23 protein-coding genes and 1 pseudogene are annotated in these 26,495 nt (G+C 64.8%); 12 read left to right on the top strand and 12 right to left on the bottom strand.

The window, feature by feature from the left end:
- Positions 1–30: 30 nt before the first annotated feature.
- From AC1DOQ_RS23135 to AC1DOQ_RS23125, 3 genes are all read left to right on the top strand, one after another.
- Entirely contained in the window at positions 31–1,419 is a 1,389-nt protein-coding gene (locus tag AC1DOQ_RS23135; RefSeq protein WP_477369543.1) for an FAD-binding oxidoreductase, read from the top strand.
- A gap of 65 nt (positions 1,420–1,484) precedes the next feature.
- Positions 1,485–2,246 (top strand): helix-turn-helix transcriptional regulator, encoded by a 762-nt coding sequence (locus tag AC1DOQ_RS23130; RefSeq protein WP_477369541.1) that lies wholly within the window; start codon positions 1,485–1,487, stop codon positions 2,244–2,246.
- Between the two features lie 66 nt (positions 2,247–2,312).
- Positions 2,313–3,275: a DMT family transporter gene (locus tag AC1DOQ_RS23125; protein ID WP_477369539.1), complete on the top strand. Its 963-nt coding sequence runs from the start codon at positions 2,313–2,315 to the stop codon at positions 3,273–3,275.
- A gap of 16 nt (positions 3,276–3,291) precedes the next feature.
- Here the strand turns inward: AC1DOQ_RS23125 and AC1DOQ_RS23120 are convergent, their stop codons facing one another.
- The 3 genes from AC1DOQ_RS23120 to AC1DOQ_RS23110 form a co-directional block, all read right to left on the bottom strand.
- On the bottom strand, positions 3,292–3,966 hold the full coding sequence (locus AC1DOQ_RS23120; protein ID WP_477369537.1) for a hypothetical protein: 675 nt from the start codon (positions 3,964–3,966) through the stop codon (positions 3,292–3,294).
- Between the two features lie 100 nt (positions 3,967–4,066).
- Entirely contained in the window at positions 4,067–4,318 is a 252-nt protein-coding gene (locus tag AC1DOQ_RS23115; protein ID WP_477369535.1) for a hypothetical protein, read from the bottom strand.
- Positions 4,319–4,550: 232 nt separating this feature from the next.
- The gene (locus tag AC1DOQ_RS23110) at positions 4,551–5,456 is read right to left on the bottom strand and encodes a LysR family transcriptional regulator (RefSeq protein ID WP_477369533.1); all 906 of its coding nucleotides are present in this window, start codon (positions 5,454–5,456) and stop codon (positions 4,551–4,553) included.
- Between the two features lie 112 nt (positions 5,457–5,568).
- On the opposite strand from AC1DOQ_RS23110, the gene AC1DOQ_RS23105 reads away from it, so the two are divergent.
- The gene (locus tag AC1DOQ_RS23105) at positions 5,569–6,177 is read left to right on the top strand and encodes a glutathione S-transferase family protein (RefSeq protein WP_477369531.1); all 609 of its coding nucleotides are present in this window, start codon (positions 5,569–5,571) and stop codon (positions 6,175–6,177) included.
- 7 nt (positions 6,178–6,184) lie between these two features.
- Positions 6,185–7,081, top strand: a complete 897-nt coding sequence (locus AC1DOQ_RS23100; protein WP_477369529.1) for a pyridoxamine 5'-phosphate oxidase family protein — start codon at positions 6,185–6,187, stop codon at positions 7,079–7,081.
- Here the strand turns inward: AC1DOQ_RS23100 and AC1DOQ_RS23095 are convergent.
- A complete protein-coding gene (locus AC1DOQ_RS23095; protein ID WP_477369526.1) occupies positions 7,064–7,957 on the bottom strand; it encodes an AEC family transporter in 894 nt (297 codons plus the stop codon). The two genes, AC1DOQ_RS23100 and AC1DOQ_RS23095, sit on opposite strands and share 18 nt — an antisense overlap.
- Positions 7,958–8,100: 143 nt before the next feature.
- Between AC1DOQ_RS23095 and AC1DOQ_RS23090 the strand changes: the two genes are divergently transcribed.
- Positions 8,101–8,253, top strand: coding sequence for a hypothetical protein (locus AC1DOQ_RS23090; RefSeq protein WP_477369524.1), 153 nt, complete (start codon positions 8,101–8,103; stop codon positions 8,251–8,253).
- 6 nt (positions 8,254–8,259) lie between these two features.
- Here the strand turns inward: AC1DOQ_RS23090 and AC1DOQ_RS23085 are convergent, their stop codons facing one another.
- The 4 genes from AC1DOQ_RS23085 to AC1DOQ_RS23070 all read right to left on the bottom strand — a co-directional run bounded on the left by AC1DOQ_RS23085 (position 8,260) and on the right by AC1DOQ_RS23070 (position 12,981).
- Positions 8,260–9,303 carry an L-dopachrome tautomerase-related protein gene (locus AC1DOQ_RS23085; protein WP_477369522.1) on the bottom strand — a complete coding sequence of 348 codons (1,044 nt, stop codon included), beginning with the start codon at positions 9,301–9,303 and terminating at the stop codon, positions 8,260–8,262.
- A gap of 27 nt (positions 9,304–9,330) precedes the next feature.
- On the bottom strand, positions 9,331–10,479 hold the full coding sequence (locus AC1DOQ_RS23080; protein WP_477369520.1) for a DNA topoisomerase IB: 1,149 nt from the start codon (positions 10,477–10,479) through the stop codon (positions 9,331–9,333).
- Between the two features lie 316 nt (positions 10,480–10,795).
- On the bottom strand, positions 10,796–11,308 hold the full coding sequence (locus tag AC1DOQ_RS23075) for a nuclear transport factor 2 family protein (protein WP_477369518.1): 513 nt from the start codon (positions 11,306–11,308) through the stop codon (positions 10,796–10,798).
- Between the two features lie 317 nt (positions 11,309–11,625).
- Positions 11,626–12,981, bottom strand: coding sequence for a transposase (locus tag AC1DOQ_RS23070; RefSeq protein ID WP_477369516.1), 1,356 nt, complete (start codon positions 12,979–12,981; stop codon positions 11,626–11,628).
- An 814-nt stretch (positions 12,982–13,795) separates the two neighbouring features.
- On the opposite strand from AC1DOQ_RS23070, the gene AC1DOQ_RS23065 reads away from it, so the two are divergent.
- A complete protein-coding gene (locus AC1DOQ_RS23065) occupies positions 13,796–15,112 on the top strand; it encodes an ATP-binding protein (RefSeq protein WP_477369514.1) in 1,317 nt (438 codons plus the stop codon).
- Between the two features lie 158 nt (positions 15,113–15,270).
- Positions 15,271–16,134: an STAS domain-containing protein gene (locus tag AC1DOQ_RS23060; protein WP_477369512.1), complete on the top strand. Its 864-nt coding sequence runs from the start codon at positions 15,271–15,273 to the stop codon at positions 16,132–16,134.
- A 188-nt stretch (positions 16,135–16,322) separates the two neighbouring features.
- On the opposite strand, the gene AC1DOQ_RS23055 is transcribed toward AC1DOQ_RS23060, so the two are convergent.
- Positions 16,323–16,958, bottom strand: coding sequence for a class I SAM-dependent rRNA methyltransferase (locus AC1DOQ_RS23055; protein WP_477369510.1), 636 nt, complete (start codon positions 16,956–16,958; stop codon positions 16,323–16,325).
- A 139-nt stretch (positions 16,959–17,097) separates the two neighbouring features.
- Here AC1DOQ_RS23055 and AC1DOQ_RS23050 point away from each other — a divergent pair, with 139 nt between their 5' ends.
- Positions 17,098–18,708, top strand: a complete 1,611-nt coding sequence (locus tag AC1DOQ_RS23050) for a L,D-transpeptidase family protein (protein WP_477369508.1) — start codon at positions 17,098–17,100, stop codon at positions 18,706–18,708.
- 14 nt (positions 18,709–18,722) lie between these two features.
- Here AC1DOQ_RS23050 and AC1DOQ_RS23045 read toward each other — a convergent pair whose 3' ends face one another.
- On the bottom strand, positions 18,723–19,403 hold the full coding sequence (locus tag AC1DOQ_RS23045; RefSeq protein ID WP_477369506.1) for an NAD(P)H-binding protein: 681 nt from the start codon (positions 19,401–19,403) through the stop codon (positions 18,723–18,725).
- Positions 19,404–19,433: 30 nt separating this feature from the next.
- The gene (locus tag AC1DOQ_RS23040) at positions 19,434–20,414 is read right to left on the bottom strand and encodes a LysR substrate-binding domain-containing protein (protein WP_477369504.1); all 981 of its coding nucleotides are present in this window, start codon (positions 20,412–20,414) and stop codon (positions 19,434–19,436) included.
- 143 nt (positions 20,415–20,557) lie between these two features.
- Here AC1DOQ_RS23040 and AC1DOQ_RS23035 point away from each other — a divergent pair, with 143 nt between their 5' ends.
- The 3 genes and pseudogenes from AC1DOQ_RS23035 (at position 20,558) to AC1DOQ_RS23025 (ending at position 22,900) form a co-directional block, all read left to right on the top strand.
- Complete coding sequence (locus tag AC1DOQ_RS23035) at positions 20,558–21,394, top strand: CmcJ/NvfI family oxidoreductase (RefSeq protein WP_477369502.1); 837 nt, start codon at positions 20,558–20,560, stop codon at positions 21,392–21,394.
- 12 nt (positions 21,395–21,406) lie between these two features.
- Positions 21,407–21,961: pseudogene (locus AC1DOQ_RS23030) on the top strand (DsbA family protein); the annotation flags it as partial.
- 36 nt (positions 21,962–21,997) lie between these two features.
- Entirely contained in the window at positions 21,998–22,900 is a 903-nt protein-coding gene (locus tag AC1DOQ_RS23025; RefSeq protein WP_477369592.1) for an NAD(P)-dependent oxidoreductase, read from the top strand.
- A 12-nt stretch (positions 22,901–22,912) separates the two neighbouring features.
- On the opposite strand, the gene AC1DOQ_RS23020 is transcribed toward AC1DOQ_RS23025, so the two are convergent.
- The gene (locus AC1DOQ_RS23020) at positions 22,913–26,494 is read right to left on the bottom strand and encodes a M1 family aminopeptidase (RefSeq protein WP_477369500.1); all 3,582 of its coding nucleotides are present in this window, start codon (positions 26,492–26,494) and stop codon (positions 22,913–22,915) included.
- Between the last annotated feature and the right edge of the window lies 1 nt (position 26,495).

Here is a 26,495-nt window from a genome sequence, read left to right as displayed (position 1 = left end):
CTGTGGCGTCCTCTTTGGTGGAGGTGGAGCATGACCAATATGAAAAACGAAGTGGTCGATGCATTCAAGGCCACGCTGCGGGGGCCGGTGCTGCAGCCGGGCGACCCCGGCTACGACGACGCGCGCGCGATCTGGAACAGCATGATCGACCGCCGTCCGGGGCTGGTCGTGCGCTGTTCCGGCACCGCCGACGTGGTGGCGGCGGTCGGCTTCGCGCGCGAGAACGGCTTGCCGCTGGCGGTGCGCGGCGGCGGCCACAATATCGCCGGCAGCGCGCTCTGCGATGACGGCCTGGTGATCGACCTGTCGGGCATGCGCGACGTCCACGTCGACCCGCGCTCGCGCCTGGCCTGGGTGAGCGGCGGGGCGCTGCTGTCCGACGTCGACCACGAGACCCAGTCCTGCGGGCTGGCGGTGCCGCTCGGCATCAATTCCACCACCGGCGCCGGCGGGCTGACCCTGGGCGGCGGCTTCGGCTGGCTCAGCCGCATGTACGGGCTGGCGGTCGACAGCCTGGTCGGCGCCGAGGTCGTCACCGCGGACGGCCAGCGCCATTGGGCCAGCGCCCAGGACGAGCCCGACCTGTTCTGGGCCATCCGCGGCGGCGGCGGCAATTTCGGCGTGGTGACGCTGTTCCAGTTCGCCCTGCACCCGGTCGGACCCGAGGTCACGGCCGGGCTGGTCGTCTTTTCTGCGGCGCAGGGGCGCGAGGTGATGCGGCGCTACCGCGACCTGGTCGACACCCTGCCGGACGAGATGAGCGTGTGGGCGGTGCTGCGCAAGGCGCCGCCGCTGCCTTTCCTGGCGCCCGAGGTGCACGGCAGCGACATCGTGGCGCTGGCGCTGTTCTCGCCGCAGCCCATGGATGCGGTGGCGCCGCTGCTGGCGCGGGTGCGTGCCTGCGGCCAGGCAGTGGGCGAGCACGTGGGGGCGATGCCCTACGAGGCCTGGCAGAAGATCTTCGATCCGCTGCTGGCCCCGGGCGCCCGCAACTACTGGAAATCGCACAACTTCACCCATCTGTCCGACGAGGCCATCGACGTCGTGCTGCGCTATGCCGGTGCGCTGCCGACGCCGCATTGCGAGATCTTCCTCGGCCTGATCGGCGGCAAGGCGAATACGCGTCCGCCGGACGCCACCGCCTATCCGCACCGCAACGTGCAGTTCGCGATGAACGTGCACGGCCGCTGGACCGATGCGGCGGACGACGGCAAGGTGATCGCCTGGGCGCGTGAATTCTTCGGCGCCGCCGCACCGTATGCCGCCGGCAGCGTCTACGTCAATTTCCTGACCCAGGACGAAGGGGGGCGCATCCACGAGGCCTACGGCCCGAACTATGCCCGCCTGGTCGACGTCAAGCGCCGCTACGACCCGGACAACCTGTTCCGCTTCAATCACAACATCCGTCCCGACGCATGACGCGTCGAATGGATGCCCCGGGGCGCCGTCAGCGGCGCCTCGGGGTCCCATGCTACACTCGGCCGATGCCTCCCTCCGTCGACCTCCACCTGCGCAGTTACGGCCAGCCCAGCGCCCCCGACCGCCACGAATTCGCCCAGCTGGTGCTGCCGCTGACGGGCGAGCTGCTGCTCGAGGTCGAGGGACGGGAGGGCGTGCTGGATCCGCTGCGCGCCGGTTTCGTCGCCCCCGGCGCCTGGCATGCCCAGCACGGCGATGCGTCCAACCGCTCGATCATCGTCGACATCGGCACCGAAGCGCTCGACGCCGGCACCGCCGGGCGCCTGTTCGAGCGCCCCTTCGCGCCGCTCGGCGCGGCCTCGCGCAAGCTGGTCGAGTTCATGGCGCTGATGGCGGACGGCGGCGCCGTGGCGCCATCGGTGGTGCGGGGCTGGGTGCCGCTGCTGCTCGACACCCTGACCCTGGACGCGCCGCGTCCGAGCTCGCGCCTGGCCGCGCTGCTGGCACGCATCGAGGCCGAGCCGGGCCTCGCGTGGAGCACCGGCGCGATGGCGAGCTCGCTGGGCTGCAGCGTCAGCCGCCTGCACGCGCTGTTCCGCGAGGAGCACGACACCACCCCGCATGCCTGGCTGCTGGAACACCGCCTTGCCCGCGTGCGCGAATGGCTGGCGCGCACCGATGTGCCGATCGCCGAGCTGGCTTTACGGAGCGGCTTTTCGGAACAGAGCGCGCTGACGCGGGCGCTGCGCAAGGCCACCGGCATGACGCCGGCCGCCTACCGGCGCCGGCATCGGGAAGCAAGCCTGGAGAATACGTCAAAACAATAGTAGGGCCGGTCAAGACAATCCCGGGGTGGACCGGAGATCATTCCGGACTCGGGAGGTTGGTAGAACATGCTAGTACGACATCACTGGCTCGGCATTGGCGCGAGCATCCTGGCCGGAGCCTTCTGGGGCCTGGTCTTTCTCACACCGGAACTGACGCGCGGCTTCCAGCCGATCCAGCTGTCGGCCGGCCGCTACCTGGCCTACGGCCTGGTCGCCGCGGTACTGCTGGCGCCTTCGTGGCGGCGCGTGCGGCCCTTGCTCGGCTGGCGCGAATGGAAAACCCTGGCCTTGCTCAGCCTCGCAGGCAACATCATCTATTACGTGTTCCTGGCGAATGCGGTGCTGCTGGGCGGGGTGGCGATGACTTCGCTCATCATCGGCCTGTTGCCGGTCACCGTCACCCTGGCCGGCCGCCGCGATGCCGATGCCGCGCCTTTCCTGCGCCTGCTGCCCTCGCTGGCGCTGGGCGTGGCGGGGCTGGTCTGCATCAGCTGGCAGTCGCTGTCGGCGCCCCAGCACGGCTCGCTGCAGGGATCCCTGCTCGGCCTGCTGTGCGCGGTGGGCTCGCTGGCTTCGTGGACCTGGTACGCGGTCGTCAACAGCCGCGCGCTGACCCGCCTGAAGGGCATCACGGCCCAGGACTGGAGCCTGCTGGTGGGCGTCGTGACCGGCGCCCAGGCGGTCGTGCTGGCGGTGCCGGCCTTCATCCTGCATCCCGGCGCGCATGCATCCTCGGCCTGGTGGTCCTTCGCCGGCATCGTCACCACGGTTGCGATCCTGTGCTCGGTGGTCGGCAACGCCCTGTGGAACCACGCCAGCCGCCTGCTGCCGCTGACCATGACCGGACAGATGATCGTCTTCGAGACCCTGTTCGCGCTGCTGTACGGCTTTGTGTGGGAGCAGCGCTGGCCGAGCGGGCTGGAATGGCTGGCGATGGGGCTGTTGCTGGGCGGCGTGCTGTCCTGCGCGTCGGCGCACCGGAAGAAGGCGGCGCCGGAGGTCGAGCCTGAAACGGCGCTGAGTGCCTGAGTCGCCGGCACGGGACTTACGAAAGAATGTTGACGGCTCGTGCGGCCACCAAACCGACGGTCAGCAATGACGCGGCCGATTCCACCATGAAGAGCAGTTTGGCGCGTACGCTGAGCGGCAGCGTATCCGTTGGTGAAAATGCCGTTGCATTGGTGAATGACACGAACACATAGTCGAAGAAACCTGGGGTCCACGTCCCGTGTCCGGGGCAGTCCGCATTCATCTGCGGGAACAGGAAGTCCGCGACAGGCTGTCTGTTCAGGCCGCGCGCCGCGGGACCGCCACGGTCAATGTTCCAGAACCAGAGTGCGAACACGACGATATTCGTCAGCCAGATGTTCAGGGCATCGACCAGCAGGCTTTGTCCGGTCGTCCCTTTTGCCCCGTATAGAAGCGCTCGCGTCACGCCGTACAGTGCCTGGAAATTAATGAGCGTGATGATCATGGTGAGGACGATCGCGGCACGCCGGATTTTTCGTCGCCGATGATGAATCAGCGTCCAATGGTGCTCGCTGGTGGCGCGGCGCATTTCGTTATGGTTCCACGCCGTGGCGACCGATAGCGGAACAAGCAGCGCCAGTTCGACCAGGGAAGCAAGCCACCAGGGGAAGATGGTCAGGTCATTGATGAGAAAAGCATTGAGTGCCGCCGTCACCACGATTGCGCCGCGCGCGATCCAGATCTCGCGCATATGCTTTGTCAAATCCTGGTTCATTGCGGGTGAAGGTAAGTGGCCGGGCGGCGAATGTCTTCGGACACCCGGCCATGAGTGCGATGAGCTTCGACGGAGCTTACTTGGTCGTGCCGGTCGCGCCGCTTGCCGGCGCCGGCGTGGCCGATGCGGCGCTTGCCGCAGCCTGTTTCTTCTTCGCGGAATGGTGACCGATCGCGCAGCCGGCGGCGGCGCCGGCAGCGGCATGCTTGCCTGCCATATGACCGACGACGGCACCGGCAACCGCACCTTTGCCGCAGCCCGCATGGGCGGAAGCGGCAACGAAGGCGAAGACGACCGGGGCCAGGGCGAGTTTCAGTTTCGTATTCATGATGGTTCCTCCTTGTGTTAGTCCTGGCTACACAAGCTAGGCTTCTCGCCCGGACGAGACTGTGCGCCCGCTAACAGATTACCATTTTGTAATCTTCACTTTCCTTCCCTTGCCAGCGCCATCATCGTCTGCACCTGGATGTGCGGATGGCTGGCCAGCGGCTCCCACTCGTCGATGAAGGCGAAGCCGTGCTTGCGGTAGAAGCGGGCGGACGGTTTCGAGGCTGTTCCTGTCAGCTTCGGTGGTGGGGCGGATGGTCATCGACATGTATCTCCTTGACGGCGAAATCGACAAAGGCGCGCAGCCGCGCCGGCATGTGGCGGCTGCTCGGCAGCACCAGGTGGACCGGCAGCGGTTCCGGCTCGTAGTCCCGCAGCAGGCGCTGCAGGCTGCCGGCGCGCAGCAGGGGCTCGACCTGGTAGGACAGGGCGCGGGCGATGCCGAAGCCGTCGCAGGCGCTCGACAGCATGGCCTCGACGTCGTTCACGCGCAGGCGCGGACTGTAGCGCACCACCTGCTCGTGGGCGCCGGAGCGGAAACGCCATTCGGCCACGCTGCGCACCGAGGTCGACATGATCAGTTCGTGCGTGGACAGGTCGGCGGGCGTTGCCGGGGTCCCGCGCCGCGCCAGGTAGGCGGGGCTGGCCACCGTCACCCGGCGCACCTCGCCGAGGCGACGCGCCACCAGGCTCAGGTTGGTCAAGGGGCCGATGCGCACGGCGGCGTCGATGCCTTCCTCGATCAGGTCGACGTTGCGGTCCGACAGCAGCAGCTCGGCCTGCACGTCCGGATAGGCGGCCAGGAAGCGCGTGACGACCGGCGCCACGTGGCGGCGTCCGAACACGTTCGGCGCGGCGATGCGCAGCAGGCCGCGCGGCGTCGAGGTTTCCTCGGCATCCAGCGCGGCCTCGTAATCGGCCAGCAGGCGGCGCGCCTGTTCGGCCAGGCGCAGGCCGGCCTCCGTGGGTGTCAGGCGGCGCGTGCTGCGCTCCAGCAGCCGGGCGCCGGCCCGCGCTTCCAGGGCGCCCAGCACGCGGGTCACGGCGGCGGGCGAGCGGCCCAGCTTGCGCGCGGCGGCGGCCATGCTGCCGGTGTCGAGGATGGCGACCAGCACCTGCAGCTCGTCGAATCGGTCCATTATTGCGAATCTTGGAATGGTGAATTGCGATTATGCTGGATTCTCGCAATAAGGCAATGGGCCTAGGATGGCATCTCCCATCACATGACGAACAACGAGAAACGAGACCACCATGGACCAGCCAGCACGCATCCTCCACGGCACCCGCCTGTCCGGACATACCCACCGGGTCATGCTCTTCCTGCACCTGCTCGACCTGCCGTATGCGTTTTCGGACAGCCCGGCCGCGGTGCGCCAGTCGCCCGCATTCCGCCGCCTGAATCCGCTCGGCCAGATCCCGGTGCTGGAAGACGATGGCCAGGCGCTGGCCGACAGCAATGCCATCCTCGTCTACCTGGCCAGGCGCCATGCCCCCGGCAGCAACTGGCTGCCCGAGGATCCGGTCGGCGCGGCGCGCGTGCAGCGCTGGCTGTCGCTGGCCGCCGGCGAGATCGCCTACGGTCCCGCCGCCGCCCGCATCAACGCGCGCTTCTTCGATACCGGCGTGCCGGCCGCGCTGGCGCAGCGCCTCGGCGCCAGGGTGCTCGGCCTGATGGAGGAGGAACTGGGCGCGCGGGACTGGCTGGCCGGCACCGCGCCGACCATCGCCGACCTGGCCTGTTACGCCTACATCGCCCACGCGCCCGAAGGCGGCATCGCGCTGGATGCCTTTCCACAGGTGCGTGCCTGGATCGCCCGCGTGCAGGCCTTGCCCGGCTTCGTGCCGATGCCTGCGGATTGAGGCCGCCATGGACACCGACCGCATCGTCCAGCCTTTCCACGCCGGCGAGCTGCAGGCCCAGCGCCTGGCGGGAGCGGCGCCGGCCGCCGCACCGATCCGCACCCGCATGCCGGAACAGCATCGCAGCTTTTTCCCGCTGCTGCGCTTCGTCTGCGTCGCCGTGCCTGACGCCGAGGGTTGGCCGCTCGCCACCCTGGTGGAAGGGCCACCGGGCTTCGCGAGCTCGCCGGATCCGGCGCAGCTACACATCGCCGCCTTGCCGCAGTCCGGCGACCCGGTGCGCGCGCACCTGCACGCGGGAGCGCCGGCCGGACTGCTCGGCATCGACCTCGGCACGCGCCGCCGCAACCGCCTGAACGGCATCGTCGCCCGGGTGGATGAGGGCGGCTTTTCGGTGGACGTGGTCCAGTCCTTCGGCAACTGTCCACGCTACATCGAGGTGCGCAGCCTGGCGCCGGTGGCGCGCACGCCCGGTGCGGCGACGGCATTCGGGGCCGAGCTGCCGGCGCGGGCGCGCGCGATGCTGGCGGCCTGCGCCACCCTGTTCGTGGCCAGCGCCAGCGGCGCCGCCGCGCAGGGCGCCGCGGCCGGGCTGGACATCTCGCACCGCGGCGGCCCGCCCGGCTTCGCGCGGCTGGAACATGGCGTGCTGGCGGTGCCCGACTACAATGGCAACCGCTACTTCAACACCCTCGGCAACTTCATCGCCGAGCCACGCGTCGCCATCGTGCTGGCCGATTTCGCCAGCGGCGACCTGTTGCAGCTGCAGGGAAGGGTCGACATCGACTGGGCGGCGGCCGATCCGGACCGGACGCCCCCGGTCGAGCGGGTCTGGCGCTTCCGCATCGTGCGCGGGCTGCTGCGCGAAGGCGTGTTCGGACTGGGCTCAGAGATGGCGCAATAGCCACAGCCAGGCCGGAATGGTGGCCGCGCACAGGAGGCTGGACAGCAGGATGGCCGAGTTGACCAGCTGGGCGCCGCCGCCCGCCGGCCTGACCACGAAGGCGGCGTTGACGCCGACCGGGCAGGAAGCCAGCACGATCAGCACCATCGCCGCCGCCGGCGGCAGTCGAAAGACAAACACCGACAGCAGCATCACGCCCAGCGGCAGGAAGACCAGCTTGGCCAGCACGATGGCGCCGGTGGCAAGCCAGCGTCCCGGCGCCAGCGAAGCCACCGAGGCACCGAGCGACAGCAGCGCGCAGGGCAGGGCGGCCGCACCCAGCATGTCGAGCACGCGCAACAGGGCCGCCGGCAGCACGACGTGGCCGAGATTCAGTGCTAGGCCCAGCAGCAGCGCCGCCACGATCGGGTTCTTCAGGGTGTTGAGGACGGGCCCGAACCAGCCGGACGGCCCGCCTTCCTCGCTCAGGTGATAGAGCGTGAAGCAGCACAGGCTGTGGAAGGCGATCACCGGATAGGCGAATTGCAGGCTGCCTTCGCCGAGCACCTGGATCAGCACCGGCACGCCGACGAACACGGTGTTCGAATAGGTCGCCGCCAGGGCCGCCGCCGCACCCGTGCCGGCGCGTCCGGCGAACAGGCGTGCGCCGATGAACAGGAGGCCGAGCGGCAGGTAGAAGGCGCACAGCACTTTCCAGGACAACGAGGGCGGGATGCCGGTGCGCCAGGCGCTGGCGAACAGCAGCGCCGGCACCAGGAATTTCGCCGTCAGGTCGGTCACGCCCGTATGCCAGCCGGGACGCAGCCAAGGGAGTTTCACGAGCAGGGCGCCGAGGCCGGCGAGCAGGAAGACCGGCAGCAGCAGGGTAAATGGCATCGGCGCGAAGAGGAGTCGGGGCAGCCGTATTCTAGTCGAGTGTTGCGTTCTTGTGACTCGTTACAATTCGCGTATTTTTAGCGATCGCGGCTTGGTATGCTGATCGGCTAGAAGTACGTAAATACCAAAACTAGGATAAGAACATGAGACACGCCCTCCCTTCCACCCGCTATCGCCGCCTGCGCGTGCTGACCATCCTGGCGGCCCTGGTGGCGCTCGCCAGTATCGGCCTGCAGGCGCACGCCGGCACGGCGCAGCCCGCCCAGGCCGCCGCCCCTGTCGTCAGCGGCGCCTGAGCGCCCTCAGCCGAAGCGCAGTTTCCACAGCTGCGTCGGCAGCGCCGGCGGTGCGTCCGGCTTGAAGAAGGCCGAATCCTGGATGTGCGAGGTGGTCACGTAGATCGTGCCGTCCGGGCCCTGGCTGAAGGTATCCGGCCAGCGCAGGCGCTCGTCCTGCACCACGACCTTGGCCTCGGCCTGCGGGCCGTCGGACAGCTTGCGCACCTTGATGGCGTTGTCCTGGACCGAGGTAAGGTACATGTCGTCGGTGCCGCGTGAGATCAGCAGGCCGTCGTTGACGCCGTTGATGCCGTATTGCTCGACCTGGCTTGATACGTCGTCGCCCTTCAAACCAGCGCCGATCAAGGCGGCGGTCGGGATGCGGTACAGCTCATCGCCCTTGATCGCCTGCCAGTACAGGTAATCGCCATCCTTGGACAGTTCGATGCCGTCGGCCGAGAACTCGACGCCGCGGCCGTCCGGCCGGCGCAGTTCCTTGCCGTCGGCCGTCACGTTCAGCCCCTTCTTCATCTGCGTGGACGGATGTCCGTCCAGCACGCGCACCGACTTGCCGGCCGCGATGTCGACCACCAGCAGCGCGCCCTGCACGCCCGAATCGGTGATGAAGGCGTATTTGCCGTCCTGCGAAAAGCGCACGTCGTTCAGGTAGGAGCCCTGCGGCGCGGCGTCCTCGTCGAAGGCGATCGTCTGCGCGACCTTGTCGCTGGCCAGGTCGATCCTCACCAGCTTCGGCCCTTTCGACACCACGTGGGCCTGGGCCGGCGCCGCCGGATCCAGTACCCACAGGCTGCCGCGCTGGTCGGCCACCACGCTCTGCACGCAGACCCAGTGGTCGTTCGGCGTGATCTCGTCCTTCTTCGCATTGCGCCAGGCGTTCCATTCCTCGTCGGGATAGGGCTTGACCCCGCCGTCCTTCAGCTCCGCCACCGAGACGGCGCTGTCCTCGGTCCAGCGCGGGAAGTTCACGAAGATGCGTCCTGTTTCCGAGACCGAGACGCCGGTCACCTGGTGCCCGAATTCGGCCACGAGCTCGATACTTGCTGGCATGCTGCTTCCTTTCCTGGTCGTTTGGGATCACGCGGCCTTGCGCGTGTGCTGCACTTTCCTGGGTAACGTCGGCACCTCCTGCGCCAGGCGCTGCTGCAGCATGGCCAGCACGGCCGCCTCCTCGGGCTGCAGGTCCTGCAAGTCTTCGGCCAGCTTTTCCTCGGCGCGCGCGAGCAGTCCTTCGACCATGGTGCCGTCCATATAGGACTCCAGCACGGCCGGATGGACATAGCACTTGCGGCACACCGAGGGCGTGTTGCCGAGCTTTTCGGCCACCGTCTCGATGGCGCGCACCACGTTCTTCTTGGCCTGGGCCTCGGAATCAAACTTCTCGAATTCCTGCAGCGCGATCGCGGCCAGCACCGTGCCCGACCAGGTGCGGAAGTCCTTGGCCGTGTAGTCTTCGCCGCTGATCTCGCGCAGGTAGTCGTTGACGTCGGCGGAGCCGATGGTGTGCGTTTCGCCGTCCTCGTCGAGGTACTGGAACAGGTCCTGGCCCGGCAGGTCGCGGCTGCGCTGGACGATGCGCGCCAGGCGCCGGTCGTTCACCTTGACGTCGTGGTAGACCCCGCTCTTGCCGCGGAAGCGGAACTCGACCTCGCTGCCGTCGATCTTGACGTGGCGGTTGCGCAGCGTGGTCAGGCCGTAGGATTTGTTTTCGCGGGCGTATTCGTCATTCCCGATGCGCATCATGGTCGCTTCGAGCAGGTAGACGATGGTCGCCAGCACCTTTTCGCGCGGCAGCCCGGGTAGGCTCAGGGCGCGGTCGACTTCCTTGCGGATCTGCGGCAGGGCCTTGCCGAACTTGATCATGCGCTCGTATTTCACCTCGTCGCGCACCTCGCGCCACTTGGGGTGGTAGCGGTACTGCTTGCGCCCGCGCGCATCGCGCCCGGTGGCCTGCAGGTGGCCGTTGGCCTGGGGGCAGATCCACACCTCGGTCCAGGCCGGCGGAATGGCCAGCGACTTGATGCGCTTGAGCGTGGCCTCGTCCTCGACCGGATCGCCGCGGGCGTCGAGATAACGAAAGCCCTCCTTGTCCGGCTCGCGGCGGATGCCGGGGCGGTCGTCGTGCACGTAGCGCAGGCCGGCCGCCTTGGCGGCGGCGGGCGGATCGCTGTTCGGTATCGGGTCGCTGCCCGATGCGCGTTCTTCCAGGTCGGTATCGCTCTTCATGATGCTCCCGTTCGACATGCAAACCGTCGCCGGCGGGCACGCGGTGCCCACCGGCGGTCATGCGAAGTCTACGCGGTCGGAGCGGGCGCTCCGTACGGGAGCGCACTTTGTGCGGCCGGCTTGGGGCGCAATAGAAACGTGTGCAGAGTGAAAAAAATCATCACTGGCTGAACATGATTTTCGCTGAATGAATATAAGCGTGGCTTGCTCTGATGGTAACTCGGTTCGTATATTGTTCGCTTGCTGACTTCCGCAATCGGCCCCATTGCGGTCATTCAACAGTAGAACTAAATCGTGACATTTAAAAATTTTTCGATCATTTATTTTCCGGCAATACCGCTCGGTGGCCATAGCTAATGGCTCTTGATAACTTCCAGTCCTTCCCGTTAAGCAGCATCACATGCGTGAAACGGGCACGAGTCACCAACTGATCCGGCTTTCCACTGATAACTGCATAAAACAAATGCTCGCCACTTACCACAGCACCGTAGAGCTTATTGCCATCGTGGACATTTCTTAAAGGCTCGTAGCTCATAGACTCAGGGACAGCTTTCCGCCGCATGTCGGAATACTTGCAGACGTTTTCCATTGTCAGTTCAACGAATGCCTTCTTTCCACGATAGATACCGATTTCGTCGTGAACGAATTCAATGTCGCTAGCGAGCATATCCTCCATTTTTTTCTTGTCACAATGGTTAAACGCCACCTCCCACCAGGTTGCATCGGCTTGTTTCACTTGTGCCAGCCACGGCTCGGTAGATGCAGCTGCAGAAACCGTTTTCGCCAGAAAAACACACGACAGTACTCCAACGCAAAGAAAGCGCATCATTGAGCCCCTTGAATAGATGAACGAGAACGTCTCTATCGCTGTCGGCCTTCTATCGTTCGAGGCCGGCTGTTCAGCAATGAGCAATGTAGCATTCACTGCCATTTAAAAGCAATAAAAATACTACAGCATCGCAAGAAAATTTCGCGCCATAGAGTAGTCGGTATGAAGAATGACTTCGGCAACCACCGATTTTGACCCCTTAGACATCTGCAACTGGTCTGCTTTCGACCTATTGTGTTGAAAAACTCTTGGGCAATAGCGGGGCGGATGAAGTAACTGTACAGCAATGCGGGCGGCTCGGCCCGTCCCAAGCTTGGCTAACTCATCACTAGATTGTCGGCTCTGCCTACCGGCAACAGCTTTTTGGCCATTCGACGGAGATTTTGCGCTGTCGCCGCCAGCAGAAACTCATCATGGGCACCGCTGGGCCCACGCAAGCGCAATTGCCGGAGTTTGAGGATGCGTTTAAGGTGGGCAAACAGCATTTCCACCTTCTTTCGTTCCCGGCGCGAATGACGATAGGCTTCGGTCTTGCCGATTGCGCGTGCCACGTCACGCGCAGGCTCACATGGACTACGGTCGATCTTTCGAATATCCATGTTGGGACAGCACTGCGGTTTTAGCTGGCAAACTTGGCAGTCGTACAAACTGGCGCGATAGCGAAACGGGTTTTTCTGTTGACTGCGCTGAGCTGGCTTCAGGTATTTGCCAGCAGGGCAAACATACCGGTTGTTTTCGGCATCGAAGATGAAGTCGCTACGGCTGAAGGTACCGTCGTGGTGCTCGGATTTGTCCCATACCGGAACGTGCGGAGCGATCCCTTTTTCATCGACCAGCCATCCCAGCATTGCAGCGACACCGTAGTTCGTATTGCCTACCAGACGTCTCGGCTTGATAGCAAACTTTTCCTCGACCCGATTGATCATCGTTTTCGTGGCATCGACCTCGGCCATTTTGTTCACTGACGACGCTTCGACATCGACAATAACGCCGGCTTTCAGATCAATCAGGTAATTCGTCGAGTAGGCAAAAATAGCCGGTCCGGCAGCGGCAGTCCAGGTTGCAGCCGGATCGGTCAAGGAAATTCGTTTCGGCGGCGTTGGCACTGGATTGGCTTGTTCCAGTGCGGCCAGATATTCCCGCACCGGCCGGCTTGCCTGCGCTGGATCACCCCAATCGATACCGGCTTCGCCGGAACCGGCGCGTTGACGCTGGGCGTCAGCCCTGATCATGCTGGCGTCGGCCGCAAATCCTTCGCCTTGTACCAATCCCTCGGCCATGCAACGCCGAAGAACGGCATCAAATAGCTGGCGAAACGCATCGTGATCACGAAAACGACCATGCCGGTTTTTGGAAAAGATCGAGTGATCTGGCACCTTGTCCTTCAATCCCAGTCGACAGAACCAGCGGTACGCCAGGTTCATGCCGACTTCTTCACACAACCGGCGCTCTGATCGGATGCCGTAGCAATAACCGATGATCAGCATGCGTGCCATGAGTTCGGGATCGACCGAAGGCCGACCGGTATGGCTGTATGACTCGGCAAGATTCTCGCGAAACTCGCTCAGGTCGAGATACCGGTCCACTGCTCTCAGCAGATGGTCTTCGGGAACGTATTCGTCTAGACTGATCATGACGAACAGTTCCCGCTTCGTTGCCTGCAGTCCCATCATCGCAGCCTCCGTCTTCGCGCACTGCCTAAATAACGGTAGGCGACGACAGACCCTGCATCAAGGGGAGTTTTTCAACGCAATAGGCCGGTTGCGGACGCTACGATAGTCCGCAACCGGCGAAAAGCCGTCCTTGTTAAATAATGGTCTACATCAATATTCGTTACCCTTATTGATCTGATATATGCCGAGAAGTGCACGCTTAACGAACATCGCAGCCGGATTGTGCGGCTCGTTCGCTAGCCGTAACAATGATCTTGCTGGCTATTGGGCAATCGGGAAATTGCGTTCGCTTGCAGAGCAATATTCGCAAAGTGCGGTGTCGCTTGACTTGCTGGCCCTATCTATTCAGCCATCGTCTCCTGAGTTCGCACAAATGCTCGCGGACTATCACCTCCTTCTTCGAAAGTTGGCGAGCCGATCCGGTATCCTGCTCGAGACAATCAATGCGGCGTATACCACCGTGGATTTTTTGCCCTCTCCGTGGCCCAGGGCGAGCTATTACAAGAAGCAGTGGGGTCAGCAGTTCCTCGTAACTGTGAGTATTAGCAGCGACGGCAGAGCAGAAGGCATTGTTAGCCATGCTGGCTATTGTCGGCCGCACGATCCGATTAGAGAACGTCGTCGGTCCGGTGCTTGACGAAGATGGGCTGGGTCCGCTTCGGGTCGTGAACTGCCGTACACTGGACGGCAGAAATCGACCAAAAGCGGCCAACGCACCGTAAGTACCTGCCCTCAGCCCAACTCTGTGCATTCTCACGAATTTTGTAGGATTTCCCCTACATTCCTAGCTCATTTGCAGGTAAAGTAGCGCGACATGAAGCCTATCCTTACCATAACGCTGAGTTCGGAACTCGAGGTCATCGCATCGCGCCAACGTGCACGCCAGATTGCGGCATTTTGCGGCTTCAATCGGCAGGACCAGACACGACTGGCTACGGTTGTCTCCGAACTCGCGCGGAATGCGTTGGCCCATAATGGGGTAGTGGAGTTCTCGGTGACGACAGAGCCTGGCCAACAGGCGCTGCTTATTCGTGTGGAGTCCGGTTCTACGGCAGTCCTCGAAATCGACGGCATCGAGCTTTCGATAGAGCAATATAACGTGGCCGAAGGTAGCGGGCGTACCCGCGTCACTTTTCGTAAGTCGTTTCCATCGAAGTCACCTCACCTGAACGCGTCTGCTCTCCAACATGCGATGCTTCGGCTTGACGCGCTGCCGGCTAATGTGGCGTTGTCGGATGCAACACAGCAAAATAGGGATCTGAGCGATGCGCTGTTGGCGCTCAAATCGAAGCAAGATGAATTATTGATCGTTTCGAAGAATCTGGAAGAAACCAACAAGACTGTCGCGACGCTGAACCGCTTGCTACACGAAAAAGCGGAATCGCTGATCCTCGCAGACCGGCGCAAAGACGAGTTTCTCTCGCTCTTGAGCCATGAATTGCGCAGCCCTCTGTCAGCGACGGCGATGGCAGCACAGATGCTGCAACGAAATACTTCTGACGCGGCCCAACCAGCCAAGCTCGGTGAACTGATCGCCAGGCAAACAAGCCATATGAGCCGCCCGGTCGAAGACCTGCTCGACGTATCTCGTATCGGCATGGGACTGATTACGATCGAGAAGACGCCTGTCGATATGCGCGAGGTCGTCAAGATCGCTGTCGAACAGCTGACACCCGCGATGCATCGGAAGAAGCACAATATCGACATTTTCGTTCCGCAAAACGCGTGCTTCGTGGATGGCGATCAGGCCAGGCTCATCCAGGTGATCGGTAATCTTCTCGCCAACGCCATCCGCTATACGCCCGACGGCGGCGAGATCACGGTGACTTTACGGGCGCTTGAGACGACGCTCAGTGTGGAGGTGAGGGACAACGGTGCGGGCATTTCAGCTGCGCTGCTGCCCCATCTGTTCGACATGTATGTCCAGGCAGAGCGGTCCTCCAACAGGCGGGAGGGTGGACTTGGCCTCGGGCTGGCTTTGGTGAAAAGCTTGGTCGAAATCCATCATGGTACGGTTCTCGCCGCCAGCGATGGTGAGGGCCGAGGCAGCGCCTTCACGGTCATTTTGCAGCTGATCAAGCATGACGGTGCAGCTGCATTACTTGACGAGTCTAACTCGGCGGCCGGCTAATCCGCTTTGCCTCGACCAGGGCCGTCTGTGGCCCCGGCAAATGTCATAAATCTTGCTACGAGTTGAATGAATGTTATAGTCGATTGGTTTTGCACTTGAAACCCGATGCTTCCTCGGTCGGATATGAATTTACCGCTGGACCGACAAGGAGCAAACCAATGACCACCATCAGCCATTCCCCTCTCATCGCCGAATTGATCCGGGATCAAAGCGCCGCCATCCGCACCGAATGGGAAATACAGCTCGACAAGGCCAGGCTGGGCAATTGGCGGATCAAGAAAGATGAGCAACGCAGCCGGTGCGAGGACTTCATCTCCGCGTTTACGAAGGCAATGGCTGACGATGCACCCGACAATATCGAGGACCGCGCCTGGAACGAGGTGCGTCAGGTGCTGGACGACATCTCTTTCTCCAGCGCAAAGAACGGATCCACTCCTTTTGAAACAGCAAGCTTCGTTTTTTCGTTCAAGCAGCCGCTGTTCGCCGTCCTGAATATCCGCCTTGCCAAGCAGCCCGACGTGCATGTCCTCGCTTTCTGGATAGCCAGCACGGTGCTGGACCGTCTCGGACTGTACACCGTCGAGGTGTTTCAACGCAGTCGCGACCAGATCGTCGCGCGCCAGCAGCAAGAGCTGCTCGAGCTTTCCACACCTGTCATCACCTTGTGGGAGGGCGTGCTGGCCTTGCCGCTGATCGGCACGCTGGATAGCATGCGTTCGCAGGTCGTGATGGAAAGCATCCTTCAGAAAATCGTCGATACCGGTGCCACGGTCGCCATCATTGATATCACTGGCGTACCGACCGTGGACACCTTGGTGGCCCAGCATCTGATGAAAACGATCGCGGCCGCGCGCTTGATAGGCGCCGATTGCATCATCAGCGGTATTCGCCCACAAATTGCCCAGACCATCGTCCACCTTGGTATCGATCTGAGCAACGTCACCACGAAAGCAACCTTGGCTGACGCTTTTCTAGTAGCTCTCGAGCGCACTGGCGCGCGGCCTGCCGCTGCCGGTTACTAAAGCGTTTAATCGAAATACTTATTTCCGGCGTTGCCATCGTTACCGTTACGGCACTGCAGTTTGGATGATTTCGGTGGCCGACTATGAGTGCTTTGGGCCGAAATCCCGTCGGTGCTACCACTCTGCTGCGACCAAGCCGCTGTCCACAGTGGCCTGGAGACACGCCGGTCGACCCCGGACCAACTCACTCAGCGCGGATAAACGAAACCAGTGCGGATATCAGTGGGCAGCAGACGCTTACCGTCACGTACCATCAAGCGCTGGGGCGGTTCGTCGCCGGCCAGCGCGCGCCATATGACGGGCAGCCCTTCGCCCTTGCGCAAAAGTTCATTACTGCGTTCGAATACGTTGAGGCAGCCCGTCGCCGCCAGCAGCGCCTGCACGATGGTCACCTTCCACAAGTCGACCCCGGCAGCGTTGAACTGGCATACCAGGTAACCGCCGGTTCCACCGTAGCTGTGCACCAGAAGGCCCGGCAGGCCATCTTTTTCGCCATCGATCACGAGGACCAATGCTTGCGGATCGGCGTCGCGTATCGCAGCGGCCCGCCGCGCGACCGCAGCCTGCACTCGACGCTTGATCATTGCGTGGTCGACCGGCTCGTCCTCGCGGAGGGTCCAGACGCGGGCCGCGATCTGCGACTTGGCGTTATACGCCGCGCGCGCCAGAAACTGGCGCGACGACGACTGCACGATCGCCGTGGCGCCGGACTTGCCGCGTTCCTGGGGGCGCCCCTCGACCTTCTCGATGGCTGAGAGGTAAATCCAGGGATCGCCGGAGAGCAAAGCTTTTTCCTTGCCTTGTTTGACGGTGATGATGAGCATATACAGGCTTCGTTTTCGGGAGACGAATGATACAGCAAGACCTTGTCGCCCCGGCTGTCCTGCTAAGGCTGGGCATCCCCGGCCCTGAAGAGTATGATGCTGACCGGTAACGTAGTCCTGCCGAAGTCCGAAAGCATCAATGAAGCCCAGCCTGAAAATCGCCGCGCTCGCGTTCTGTGCAGCCGTGGCGCTCGCTCCCCGTCCCACCCTCGCGCAGCCCGTCCCCGCCACCATCCGCAGCCTGGCCGTCCAGGCCGCGCAGTCGCCGGCCACGCCGGCGGGGCCCTACGACGAACGCGGCTGGCTCGACCGTTTCTACGCCCCGCGCAAGTACGCGCCGGCCTGGACGACGTCGACCGCCGCGGCCGCCTTGTGGGTGCTGCGCCAGGCCAGGGTGCAGGGCCTCGACCCGCGCGACTACGGCGCCGATACGCTGCAGCGGCAACTGCTGGCGGGCGAAGCCGACACCGCCCGCTTCGACGTCGCCCTCACGGCGGCGATGCTGCGCTACCTGGCCGACCTGCGCGTCGGCCGCGTGCGTTCCGAATATCACACCCGCCTGCCCGATGCGCGCCTGAAGCAGTACGATCCGGTCGAACGCCTGCGCACCGGGCTGGCCGCCGGCAAGCTGCAGGCGGCGGTACAGGCGGCCGAGCCGCAGTTCAGGCAGTACGGGCAGGTCAGGGCGGCGCTGGCGCATTACCGCGAGCTGGCCAGGCAGCCCTGGCCGGCGCTGGCGAAACCCCAGGCCAAGGTCGCGCCCGGCGGCGCCTATGCGGATGCGAAGGCCTTGTACAAGCGCCTGGTGCTGCTGGGCGACCTGCCGCCCGAGACGGCGGCGCCGCCCGACGGCAACTACGGCGCGCGGATGAAAGAGGGCGTGCGGCGCTTCCAGACCCGTCATGGCCTGGATGAGGACGGGGTGCTGGGCCGCGGCACCATCGACGCGCTCAATGTGCCGCCGGCGCTGCGCGTGCGCCAGCTCGAACTGACGCTGGAGCGCCTGCGCTGGCTGCCGGACATCGGTTCCGGTCCGCTGATCGTGGTCGACCTGCCGGCTTACCGGCTGTGGGCGCAAGCGCGGGACAGCGCCGAGCCGCCGCTCGAGATGCGGGTCGTGGTCGGCACTTCCGCGAAGACGGAAACGCCGCTGTTCGTCGGCCAGATGCGCTACCTCGAGTTCAACCCCTACTGGAATGTCCCGCGCAGCATCGTCGACAAGGAAATCCTGCCGAAGCTGCAGCGCAATCCCGCCTATCTGAAGCAGAACGAGCTGGAGACGGTGCCGCCCAACGCCAGCGTCGCCGACCTGCAGTCAGGCCGGGCGCGGCTGCGGCAGCGTCCGGGGCCGAAGAACTCGCTCGGCGCGATCAAGTTCGCGATGCCGAACCCGATGGACATCTACCTGCACTCGACCCCGGCGCGCGAGCTGTTCAAGCGCAGCCGGCGCGACCTGTCGCATGGCTGCATCCGGGTCGAGGACCCGGCTGCGCTGGCGCGCTATGTGCTGGCCGGGCAGCGCCAGTGGAATGCCGATGCCGTCAAGGGTGCGCTGCAGCCGGGGCCGACCCGGCATGTGGACCTGGCGCGTCCAATTCCCGTGGTGCTTTTCTATACGACCGCCACCGTCGACGGCAAGGGAAGCCCGCGCTTTGCGGCGGATATCTATGGCCGCGATGTCACGCTCGAACGGGAGCTGGCGGCGCGGCACAGCCAGCTGCTTTCCCCGGTGAGCCAACCGGCGAAATAGCTGTCCTCACCAGTTCAAGGCCCGGGCCTTGCAGCGCTGCCGATCCTCGCAAGTTCGTCGGAAGCAAGCACCCTCAAGCCCCGCGTCAGCGGAAGCGTTCGCACCAGCGCGGCCGCCACGGCGCCGGCTTCGACCGGCGCGTAGCGGCCGGGCATGAAGGGACCGAGCATCCGGGCAAAGGGCATGGCGAGCTTTTCGCCCCATCGCGTCGGCTGTTTCAGGCGATCCCGATCGCCAAGCAGCAGAGAGGGGTGGGCGATCAACAGGTTCGGATACAGGGTCTTGAGCGCATCTTCCAGTTCGCCTTTGACGCGGTTGTAGAAGACCGACGATGCGGCGTCGGCGCCGACCGCGCTCACCAGGCCGGCGCGCGAGGCGCCAGCCGCGGCGGCAGCCTTGGCCACGGCAAGGTTGGCGTCCAGGTCGACGGCCCGGAACGCCTGCTGGCTTCCCGCGACCCGGATCGTCGTGCCGAGCGCCAGGTAGACCTCATCCACCCCGGGCAAGGCCGGCAGGCGGGTGAAATCCACGAGTTGGACCTGCACCCTGGGATCGGCTTCGGCGAGGGGCCGCCGGCTGAGCACATGAATGTCGCTCACTGTCGGGTCGTCCAGCAGGGCGCGGAGGATATGCCCTCCGACCAGCCCTGTGGCGCCGGCAAGCAAGGCCCGTCGAGGTGCGAGATGTTCAGGCATGGTTGTCCAGGTAAGTTCAGGCGCGGATGTTCAGGATGATGCCGGCAGCGTTCGTGCCGATTGTACTGCGCCTGGATGGCGGATTATCGCCGCATGCGTCGCTTCTGCCTCGGCCAGGATCCAATCCCGTACCGCCGCCAGCGCATCGCTGCCGGCGCCGCGCCGCTCCAGCAGCCAGTAGCCGTGATCGGTGGCCACCGGCGGCCGCTTGCTGGCGACCGCGAGCTGGCCTTCGGCAAGCAGCTTGCCGACCAGGGCCAGGCGGCCGAGCGCCACGCCCTGTCCGGCGAGCGCCGCCTGCGCCACCTGGTCGTACTGGTTGAAGAGCAGCCGCCCGCTTCCGGAGGCGCTTGCGGAGGCGCCTTTCTTGAGGCCGGCGGCCCGCAGCCAGTTCTTCCACTGCATCCAGGGCCGCGAACTGTCGTCGTAATCGATCAGCACCTGCCCGCGAAGCTGCGTCGGGTCCTCGATCGCCGTCACGCCCAGCGAGGGATGGGCCACCGGTACCAGCACCTCGCCGAACAGCCGTATCGCACCCTCCGGCGCCAGCGCGTCCGGACAGAAGCGCAAGGCCAGGTCCATGCCGTCGCGCTCCAGGTCCATCACGCGGTTGGTGGCGGCCACCCGCACGTCGATGTCGGCGGCCCTGCGCTGGAAGGCGCCCAGCCGGGGCAGCAGCCACAATGCGGTCACACCGATGGTGGCGGTGATCGTGATGCACGGCCGCTCGCCGGCGGGTTGCAGGGAGCCGATCACGCTGCCCAGCTGTTCCAGCATCGGGTCCGCGGAGCGGAACAGGTGCCGGCCTTCCGGCGTGAATTCGATACTCCGGTAGGCGCGCACGAACAGGCGGCAATCGAGCGCCGTCTCCAGCGCCTGGATCTGGCGGCTGACGGCGGACTGCACGATGCACAGGTCCTGGGCGGCGAGCGTGATGCTCATGCGGCGGCCGACCGCGACGAAGGTGCGCAGGAGGTCGAGGGGCGGCAAGTCGATCAGGCGGTTCGGCATTCGTCAGCTCTCCCAGGCGGATGGTATCGTCGGTCTCGCATGCTCGTTCGGCATGCCAAGGGGTCATTTTAAACGTTTGAACGGCGCCCGGCATCGTCGTGTAATGAAGGCTTCAGACCACATCATTCCTTCGAGGGACCAGCATGCATCCGACACCCGTCAACATCGAGCCCGTCAGCGCGACGCTCGAGTATCTCCAGAGCGCGCTTCACAAGCCCGTCACGCATATGCTCGCGCCGCCGGGCGGACATACCTGGGAAACCGGCTACTACGCCGCGATGCCCGTGACGATCCGCGACGGCCGCGGCAGGGCCGAGGCGCCGTCGCTGGCACGCGAAGGCTTCCAGCTGTGCGCCGCACCGAGCGCGATGCGCGATTTCTCGGAACGCGAAGCCATCGTGCGCGTCTACTATCCGGAGATGGAGGAACTCGCGCGCTCACTGAGCGGTGCGCGCCGGGCCATCGTGTTCGATCATCTCGTGCGGCGGCGCGCGCCCGGCACGCTGTCGCCCTTCGGCGCGCGCGAGGGCCAGCGCCCGAGCGCCGCCACGCGGGTCCACTGTGATTTCACGCCGGCGTCGGCGCAGCGCCGGCTCGCACTGGAAATGGAAACGCACGGCATCGGGCAGGTGTCCCGTTATGCCATCCTCAATCTCTGGCGCACGACCCGCCTGCCGGTGCTGGACGCTCCGCTCGCCGTCTGCGACGCGCGCACCGTGGCCCCGACCGACCTCGTCGCCGCCGATATCGTCTATCCGACCCGCACCGGCGAAATCTTCGAGCTGCTGTACAACCCCGCACATGCATGGACCTATTTTCACGGCATGGAATTCGACGAGGTGCTGGTATTCAAGCAGTTCGACTCGGCCGAAGATATGCCTTGCTACACGCCGCACGCCGCCTTCGCGCATCCGGCCACGCCGCCAGGTACGCCGCCGCGAGAGAGCATCGAGATCCGCTGCCTGCTCATCTTCGACTGAAAGGAGCACCGCATGAACGCCATCGAATTCTGGTTCGACTTCGGCAGCAACTACAGCTACCTGAGCATGATGCGGATACGGCGTCTCGCCGCCGACGCCGGCGTGCAGGTCCGCTTGAGGCCCTTCATGCTCGGGCCGATCTTCAAGACGCTGGGATGGGAAACCTCGCCTTTCGTGCTGCAGGCGGCGAAGGGCAACTACGTGTGGCGCGACATGCAGCGGCAGTGCGCCAGGTATGGCCTGCGCTGGCAGCGTCCCTCGGTATTCCCGCGTAACGCGCTGCTCGCCGCCCGGGTCGCGCTGCAGGGCGAGGGGGCGCCCTGGCTCGACGCATTCTGCGAGCAGGTCATGCTGGCCAATTTTGCGGACGACCGCGAGATAAGCGACGAAGCCCTCATTGCCGGCATCCTCGCCGGCCTCGGTGCCGACAGCGAGGCCATCCTTGCCGCGGCCAGGACCGATGCCTGCAAGGCCGCGCTGCGCGCCCGCGCCGCCGAGGCCCAGGAGCGCGGCATCTTCGGCGCGCCGATGTTCTTCGCGGGCGGCGAGATGTTCTGGGGGAACGACCGCCTCGAGGAAGCCCTCGCCCACGCTGCTTCAGCCATGTGCGATCCGCCGCGGCCGGCGACGAGACTGGGCTTCATTGGCCTGGGCAATATGGGCTCGGCGATGGCGATGAACCTGGCGCGTTCAGGCGCCGAGCTGGTCGTCTGGAACCGCACGCCGGACAAGGCGGAAGCACTGGCCGGAGCGGGAGGACGGGTACGTACGGCGGCATCAAGGGCCGAGGTCTTCGCCCAGGCGCCCATCGTCTTCCTGATGCTCGCCAACGGCGGCGCCATCGACGCCGTCCTGTCGCGGGGCGGACCCGGGTTCGCGGACCTGGTCCGCGGCCGCACCATCGTCCAGATGGGCACGACGGCGCCCGACTATTCACGCGGGCTGGAAGCCGACATCGTTGGCGCGGGCGGCCGGTATGTCGAGGCGCCGGTGTCCGGATCTCGGGTGCCGGCGGAGCAGGGCGCGCTGGTCGGCATGCTGGCCGGCGATCCGGCGGCGGTGGCCGAGGTCGAGCCGCTGCTGCGGCCGATGTGCGAGCGGACCTTCGTCTGCGGCGCGGTGCCGCAGGCGCTGCACATGAAGCTCGCCGTCAACCTCTTCCTCATCACGACGGTCACGGGACTGGCGGAGGGCGTCCACTTCGCCGAACGGCATGGCATCGACCTGGGCGTGTTCCGCGCCATCGTCGACGCGGGGCCGATGGCCAGCAAGGTATCGAGGATAAAGCTGGCCAAGCTGGTCGACCGGGATTACGCGGTTCAGGCCTCGGTTGCCGACGTCCACATGAATACCCGGCTGATCGCCGAAGCTGCGCGCGCGGCCGGCATGGCGACGCCTCTCCTCGACCGCTGCCGCACGCTGTTTGCCCGCACCGAGGAACTCGGATACGGCACGGCGGACATGGCCGCCGTCATCCTCGCGCTTTCTCGACCGGAGCCGTTTTGAGCCATTCCGTGCTCAGTCGAACCCGACCTCCTTGCGGTTATCGCGCGGCACCCGGTCGATCATCTTGTTGTATGGATCGACCCCGACCTCGAAGGGCTTTTCCTTCACCGTCACGGTCAGCACCGGATTGTCGCCCGACAGCTTGCGCTTCTCCAGCAACAGCACCTTCTCGTCCGCTTCCTTGGCTCCCTTGGCGCGCGCAAACACGCCAATTTCCACCGGCTCGTCATAGGCGCGAGCGCTTTCCTTGCCCTTGCCGTCGGCTTCCATCTTCGCCAGGTGCAGCTTCATGGTCACGTCCCACTGGCCGTCGGGGCGCTGCCTGGCCTTCGCCTCGAGCACGCGGTTATCGTAGAAGACGATCTTCTCGAACAGGTCGGTGATCAGGGCCTGTTTGTCGGCCGGCGCTTCGGCGCGGATGTAGCCGAGCAGTTCGGCGGAGGTCGTGAACGGCGACTCCTGGTAGCCCTTGTCCTGGAGGAAGCGCTTGAGCGCGCGGTTCAGCGCTTCCTCGCCGATCTCGTCGCGCAGGCGGTAGAACACCAGGCTGCCCTTGCGGTAGTGGATGTACTGCTGGTTCTCCACGCGTACCAGCGGCAGTTCCTCGATCTTCTCGCTGCCGCGCGAGCTCAGGTAGCGATCGAGTTCGTAGCGCAGGAAGCGGCGCATCTGGCCGCGGCCGTATTCCTTCTCCATCACCATCAGCGCCGAGTATTGCGACAGCGATTCGATCAGCATGGTCGAGCCCTGCACGTTGGCGGCCGTCACCTGGTGACCCCACCACTGGTGGGCCATCTCGTGGGCCGTCACGTAGAACACATAGTCGATATCCTCCTTGTCGCGCAGGTCGGCGATGAAGCCGATCGATTCAGAGAACGGAATCGTGTTGGCGAACGACTGGGCGAAGCTGGCGTAGTTCGGGAATTCCAGGATCCGCACCTGCTTGTGCTGGTAGGGCGTGAACTGGGCCGTGTAGTGGTCCAGCGACTTCTGCGTGGCCGAGATCATGCGGTCGACGTTGTAGGCGTGCTTGCGGTCGTAGTAGATCTCGATCGGGATGCCGTGCCAGTCGCCTTTCTTGACCTGCCAGTTGGCGGACAGGTAGGCGAAGAAGGGCATCATCTTCCGGTCCATCTTGTACTGGAAGACGTTGCGGCCATTTTCCTTCCACGACTTCTGCAGGTAGCCGGGCGCCAGCGCGATCTGGTCGCCGCTGGTCGAGACGGTGGTCTCGAAATTGATCCAGTCCGCATCCGCGCCGAACATCGTGTTCCTTTGCGCCGCCTTGTCCTCCAGCTTGGCCATGCGCTCCGGTTCGCCCAGGCCGGCCTTGCGGCGGTCGTTGCGGTCCCTGAGTTCCTGGTCGGGCTGGTAGCCGATCAGCGGGAAGAAGGCGCGGTTGTTGAAGAAAGTGCCGTTCAGGTTGATCGTGTCGGGTTCGCCGTTGTTCTGGAAGCCCGGACGGCGTATGTCGACCGTGAAGTCGAGTGGCAGGTGTCCGCCCGGCAGGATCGCATGATTCAGCTTGATGATGCGGAAGCCGAGCCGCTTGTCGTCCAGCTCGACCCAGTGCTCCGGTAGTCCGGACAGGGTAGTGACCACGTCCGGATTGAGCTGCAGGCGCAGCACGTCGATAGGCTGGCCGGTCTTGTTCTCCAAAACATAGCTGCCCTTGATCATGACGCGGCGTTCGTCCGGATAGATATCCACCGCAGCGCGCACATCGGTGATCTTCGGTTGCGGCAGGTCCTTGAACTTGCGATAGGTCTTCTCGTACAGCGCCTGCTTGTTCCTGGCTGCGTCGCTGGATTCGTAGTGCGCCAGGACGTTCGTGTTGTAGAAGATCCAGCCGCCCATCCCGGCGAAGGCGATGCCGCTCGCGGCCAGCGCCGCGCCCAGGGGACCCTTCAGCCGGCGGCCGGCTTCGCGCGCGCGGGCCCGCCACTCGACCGACAGCCCGCGCACCCAGAAGGCCTGGGCGATGATGAGGGCGGCGACCGTGAACAGGGTCCAGTACAGCGCAAACCAGGCCCAGCCCCTGATGAAGTGGCCGTAGCCGTTCATGTCCGAGTAGGGCGTGCGCGGCAGCCCGTCGATGTTGTACAGGTTGTGGTCGAGGTGCACGACGCCCATGACGACCTGCGACACCATCAGCAGGATCATCAGCAGGTAGCCGATGAACTTGTTGTTGGTGACCACCTGCAGCACGACGGCGAACAGGCCCATGAGGACGAAGGGCAGGCCGGAAATCAGGACGCCCTTCAGGTAGACCAGGGGTTCGATCGGCGCGCCGCCCTTGACCAGCTGGATGCCGATCGCGGCCAGCACGCCGGCCAGCATGAAGGCCAGCACCACGCCGACCACGGCCAGGCTCTTGGCCACCAGCGGCGCCCAGTTCGGCACCGGGGTCGCATCGGTGACGTCGGCAATCTTCACCTGGCGCTCCTTGAATACCAGCTCGCCGGCATAGAAGGTCACGATGATCAGCAGCAGGAAGTTGAAGCTGCTGTTCAGCAGTTCGACCATCAGGTGGGTCATCGGATAGACGGAGGTGCCGAACATCTTGCCCATCTGGGTGCCGGAACCGACCATGTTCAGCACGCCGAACAGCAGCATCACGAGGAAGGGCACGCTCCTGAACACCGCCACGGCATCGAAGGTGAAGATATGCCAGCACTGGATCCAGCGCGTGGCGCCGCTGAAGCGCGGTTCGATGCGCGGCAGCGCCACGTGGGCCGGCATGGCGGCGCTTGTCGCCGGTGCCCTGGCCTTGCCGAACAGGCGCTTGCCGGTGCCGGCGCGCTGCGGCTTGAACAGGACCAGGGTCAGGCCGAACAGCGCCAGCGCGACGGCGGTCCAGAGCAGGCGGTTGGCCAGCATGTAGCCGGCGATGTCCGGCAGGCCGGCATTCGCCTCGGCGGTCGAGAAGTAGCGGGTGGCGCGGCCCAGCGCGCGGATGCCGAAAGGATCGGTCAGGACGGCGATCCATTCGTTGTCGATGTTCGCGGTGAACTTCCCGGCCACGACCCACAGGACGAAGAAGGCCAGCACGCCGACGTACACCAGCATGATCGAGCGCGTGGTCGAGGCCAGCAGCATCAGCACGGCGCCGATGAAGAACAGGTTGGGCACCACCAGCACGCCCAGCGCCCACAGGTAGGCGGCGCCGGCGAAGGGGCCCACGCGCTGCGGATCGACCCAGGGCATCAGCGGCCCGAGGATCATGCCGGCGACGATCACGGCGAAGATGAACAGGCAGGCTACCAGGCCGGCGGAAAAGCGCCCGACCAGGTAGTCGCGCTTCTTCATCGGGGTGGCGAACAGCATGTCGGCGATGCCGACTTCCGCATCGCGCAGCACGGTGCCGGCAATGAAGATGGTGACGACGAACATCGACATCAGGCTGAAGATGCCGAGCATCTGGGCGACCACCACCGGCGCATTGCGGTTCACGTTGCCGATGCTGCCGCCGACCTGGACCGCGTCGGTGGTGCTGGCGCCGAAGGCCAGGGCGCCGAATACCAGCGCGCAGACCCACAGCAGGGGCTGGCGCAGCTGGGTGCCCAGCTCGAAGCTGAAGAATTCTCTCAACATG

Source organism: Massilia sp. 01N417, from assembly GCF_056399645.1.
The sequence above is the reverse complement of the archived record's forward strand: the minus strand, read 5'-3'. Positions and strand labels throughout refer to the sequence as shown.

Bases quoted from the DNA above. Each gene is read 5' to 3' on its own strand.
- AC1DOQ_RS23135 (WP_477369543.1), top strand. From the start codon at position 31: ATGACCAATATGAAAAACGAAGTGGTCGATGCATTCAAGGCCACGCTG.
- AC1DOQ_RS23130 (WP_477369541.1), top strand. From the start codon at position 1,485: ATGCCTCCCTCCGTCGACCTCCACCTGCGCAGTTACGGCCAGCCCAGC.
- AC1DOQ_RS23125 (WP_477369539.1), top strand. From the start codon at position 2,313: ATGCTAGTACGACATCACTGGCTCGGCATTGGCGCGAGCATCCTGGCC.
- AC1DOQ_RS23120 (WP_477369537.1), bottom strand. From the start codon at position 3,966: ATGCGCGAGATCTGGATCGCGCGCGGCGCAATCGTGGTGACGGCGGCA.
- AC1DOQ_RS23115 (WP_477369535.1), bottom strand. From the start codon at position 4,318: ATGAATACGAAACTGAAACTCGCCCTGGCCCCGGTCGTCTTCGCCTTC.
- AC1DOQ_RS23110 (WP_477369533.1), bottom strand. From the start codon at position 5,456: ATGGACCGATTCGACGAGCTGCAGGTGCTGGTCGCCATCCTCGACACC.
- AC1DOQ_RS23105 (WP_477369531.1), top strand. From the start codon at position 5,569: ATGGACCAGCCAGCACGCATCCTCCACGGCACCCGCCTGTCCGGACAT.
- AC1DOQ_RS23100 (WP_477369529.1), top strand. From the start codon at position 6,185: ATGGACACCGACCGCATCGTCCAGCCTTTCCACGCCGGCGAGCTGCAG.
- AC1DOQ_RS23095 (WP_477369526.1), bottom strand. From the start codon at position 7,957: ATGCCATTTACCCTGCTGCTGCCGGTCTTCCTGCTCGCCGGCCTCGGC.
- AC1DOQ_RS23090 (WP_477369524.1), top strand. From the start codon at position 8,101: ATGAGACACGCCCTCCCTTCCACCCGCTATCGCCGCCTGCGCGTGCTG.
- AC1DOQ_RS23085 (WP_477369522.1), bottom strand. From the start codon at position 9,303: ATGCCAGCAAGTATCGAGCTCGTGGCCGAATTCGGGCACCAGGTGACC.
- AC1DOQ_RS23080 (WP_477369520.1), bottom strand. From the start codon at position 10,479: ATGAAGAGCGATACCGACCTGGAAGAACGCGCATCGGGCAGCGACCCG.
- AC1DOQ_RS23075 (WP_477369518.1), bottom strand. From the start codon at position 11,308: ATGATGCGCTTTCTTTGCGTTGGAGTACTGTCGTGTGTTTTTCTGGCG.
- AC1DOQ_RS23070 (WP_477369516.1), bottom strand. From the start codon at position 12,981: ATGATGGGACTGCAGGCAACGAAGCGGGAACTGTTCGTCATGATCAGT.
- AC1DOQ_RS23065 (WP_477369514.1), top strand. From the start codon at position 13,796: ATGAAGCCTATCCTTACCATAACGCTGAGTTCGGAACTCGAGGTCATC.
- AC1DOQ_RS23060 (WP_477369512.1), top strand. From the start codon at position 15,271: ATGACCACCATCAGCCATTCCCCTCTCATCGCCGAATTGATCCGGGAT.
- AC1DOQ_RS23055 (WP_477369510.1), bottom strand. From the start codon at position 16,958: ATGCTCATCATCACCGTCAAACAAGGCAAGGAAAAAGCTTTGCTCTCC.
- AC1DOQ_RS23050 (WP_477369508.1), top strand. From the start codon at position 17,098: ATGAAGCCCAGCCTGAAAATCGCCGCGCTCGCGTTCTGTGCAGCCGTG.
- AC1DOQ_RS23045 (WP_477369506.1), bottom strand. From the start codon at position 19,403: ATGCCTGAACATCTCGCACCTCGACGGGCCTTGCTTGCCGGCGCCACA.
- AC1DOQ_RS23040 (WP_477369504.1), bottom strand. From the start codon at position 20,414: ATGCCGAACCGCCTGATCGACTTGCCGCCCCTCGACCTCCTGCGCACC.
- AC1DOQ_RS23035 (WP_477369502.1), top strand. From the start codon at position 20,558: ATGCATCCGACACCCGTCAACATCGAGCCCGTCAGCGCGACGCTCGAG.
- AC1DOQ_RS23025 (WP_477369592.1), top strand. From the start codon at position 21,998: ATGTGCGATCCGCCGCGGCCGGCGACGAGACTGGGCTTCATTGGCCTG.
- AC1DOQ_RS23020 (WP_477369500.1), bottom strand. From the start codon at position 26,494: ATGTTGAGAGAATTCTTCAGCTTCGAGCTGGGCACCCAGCTGCGCCAG.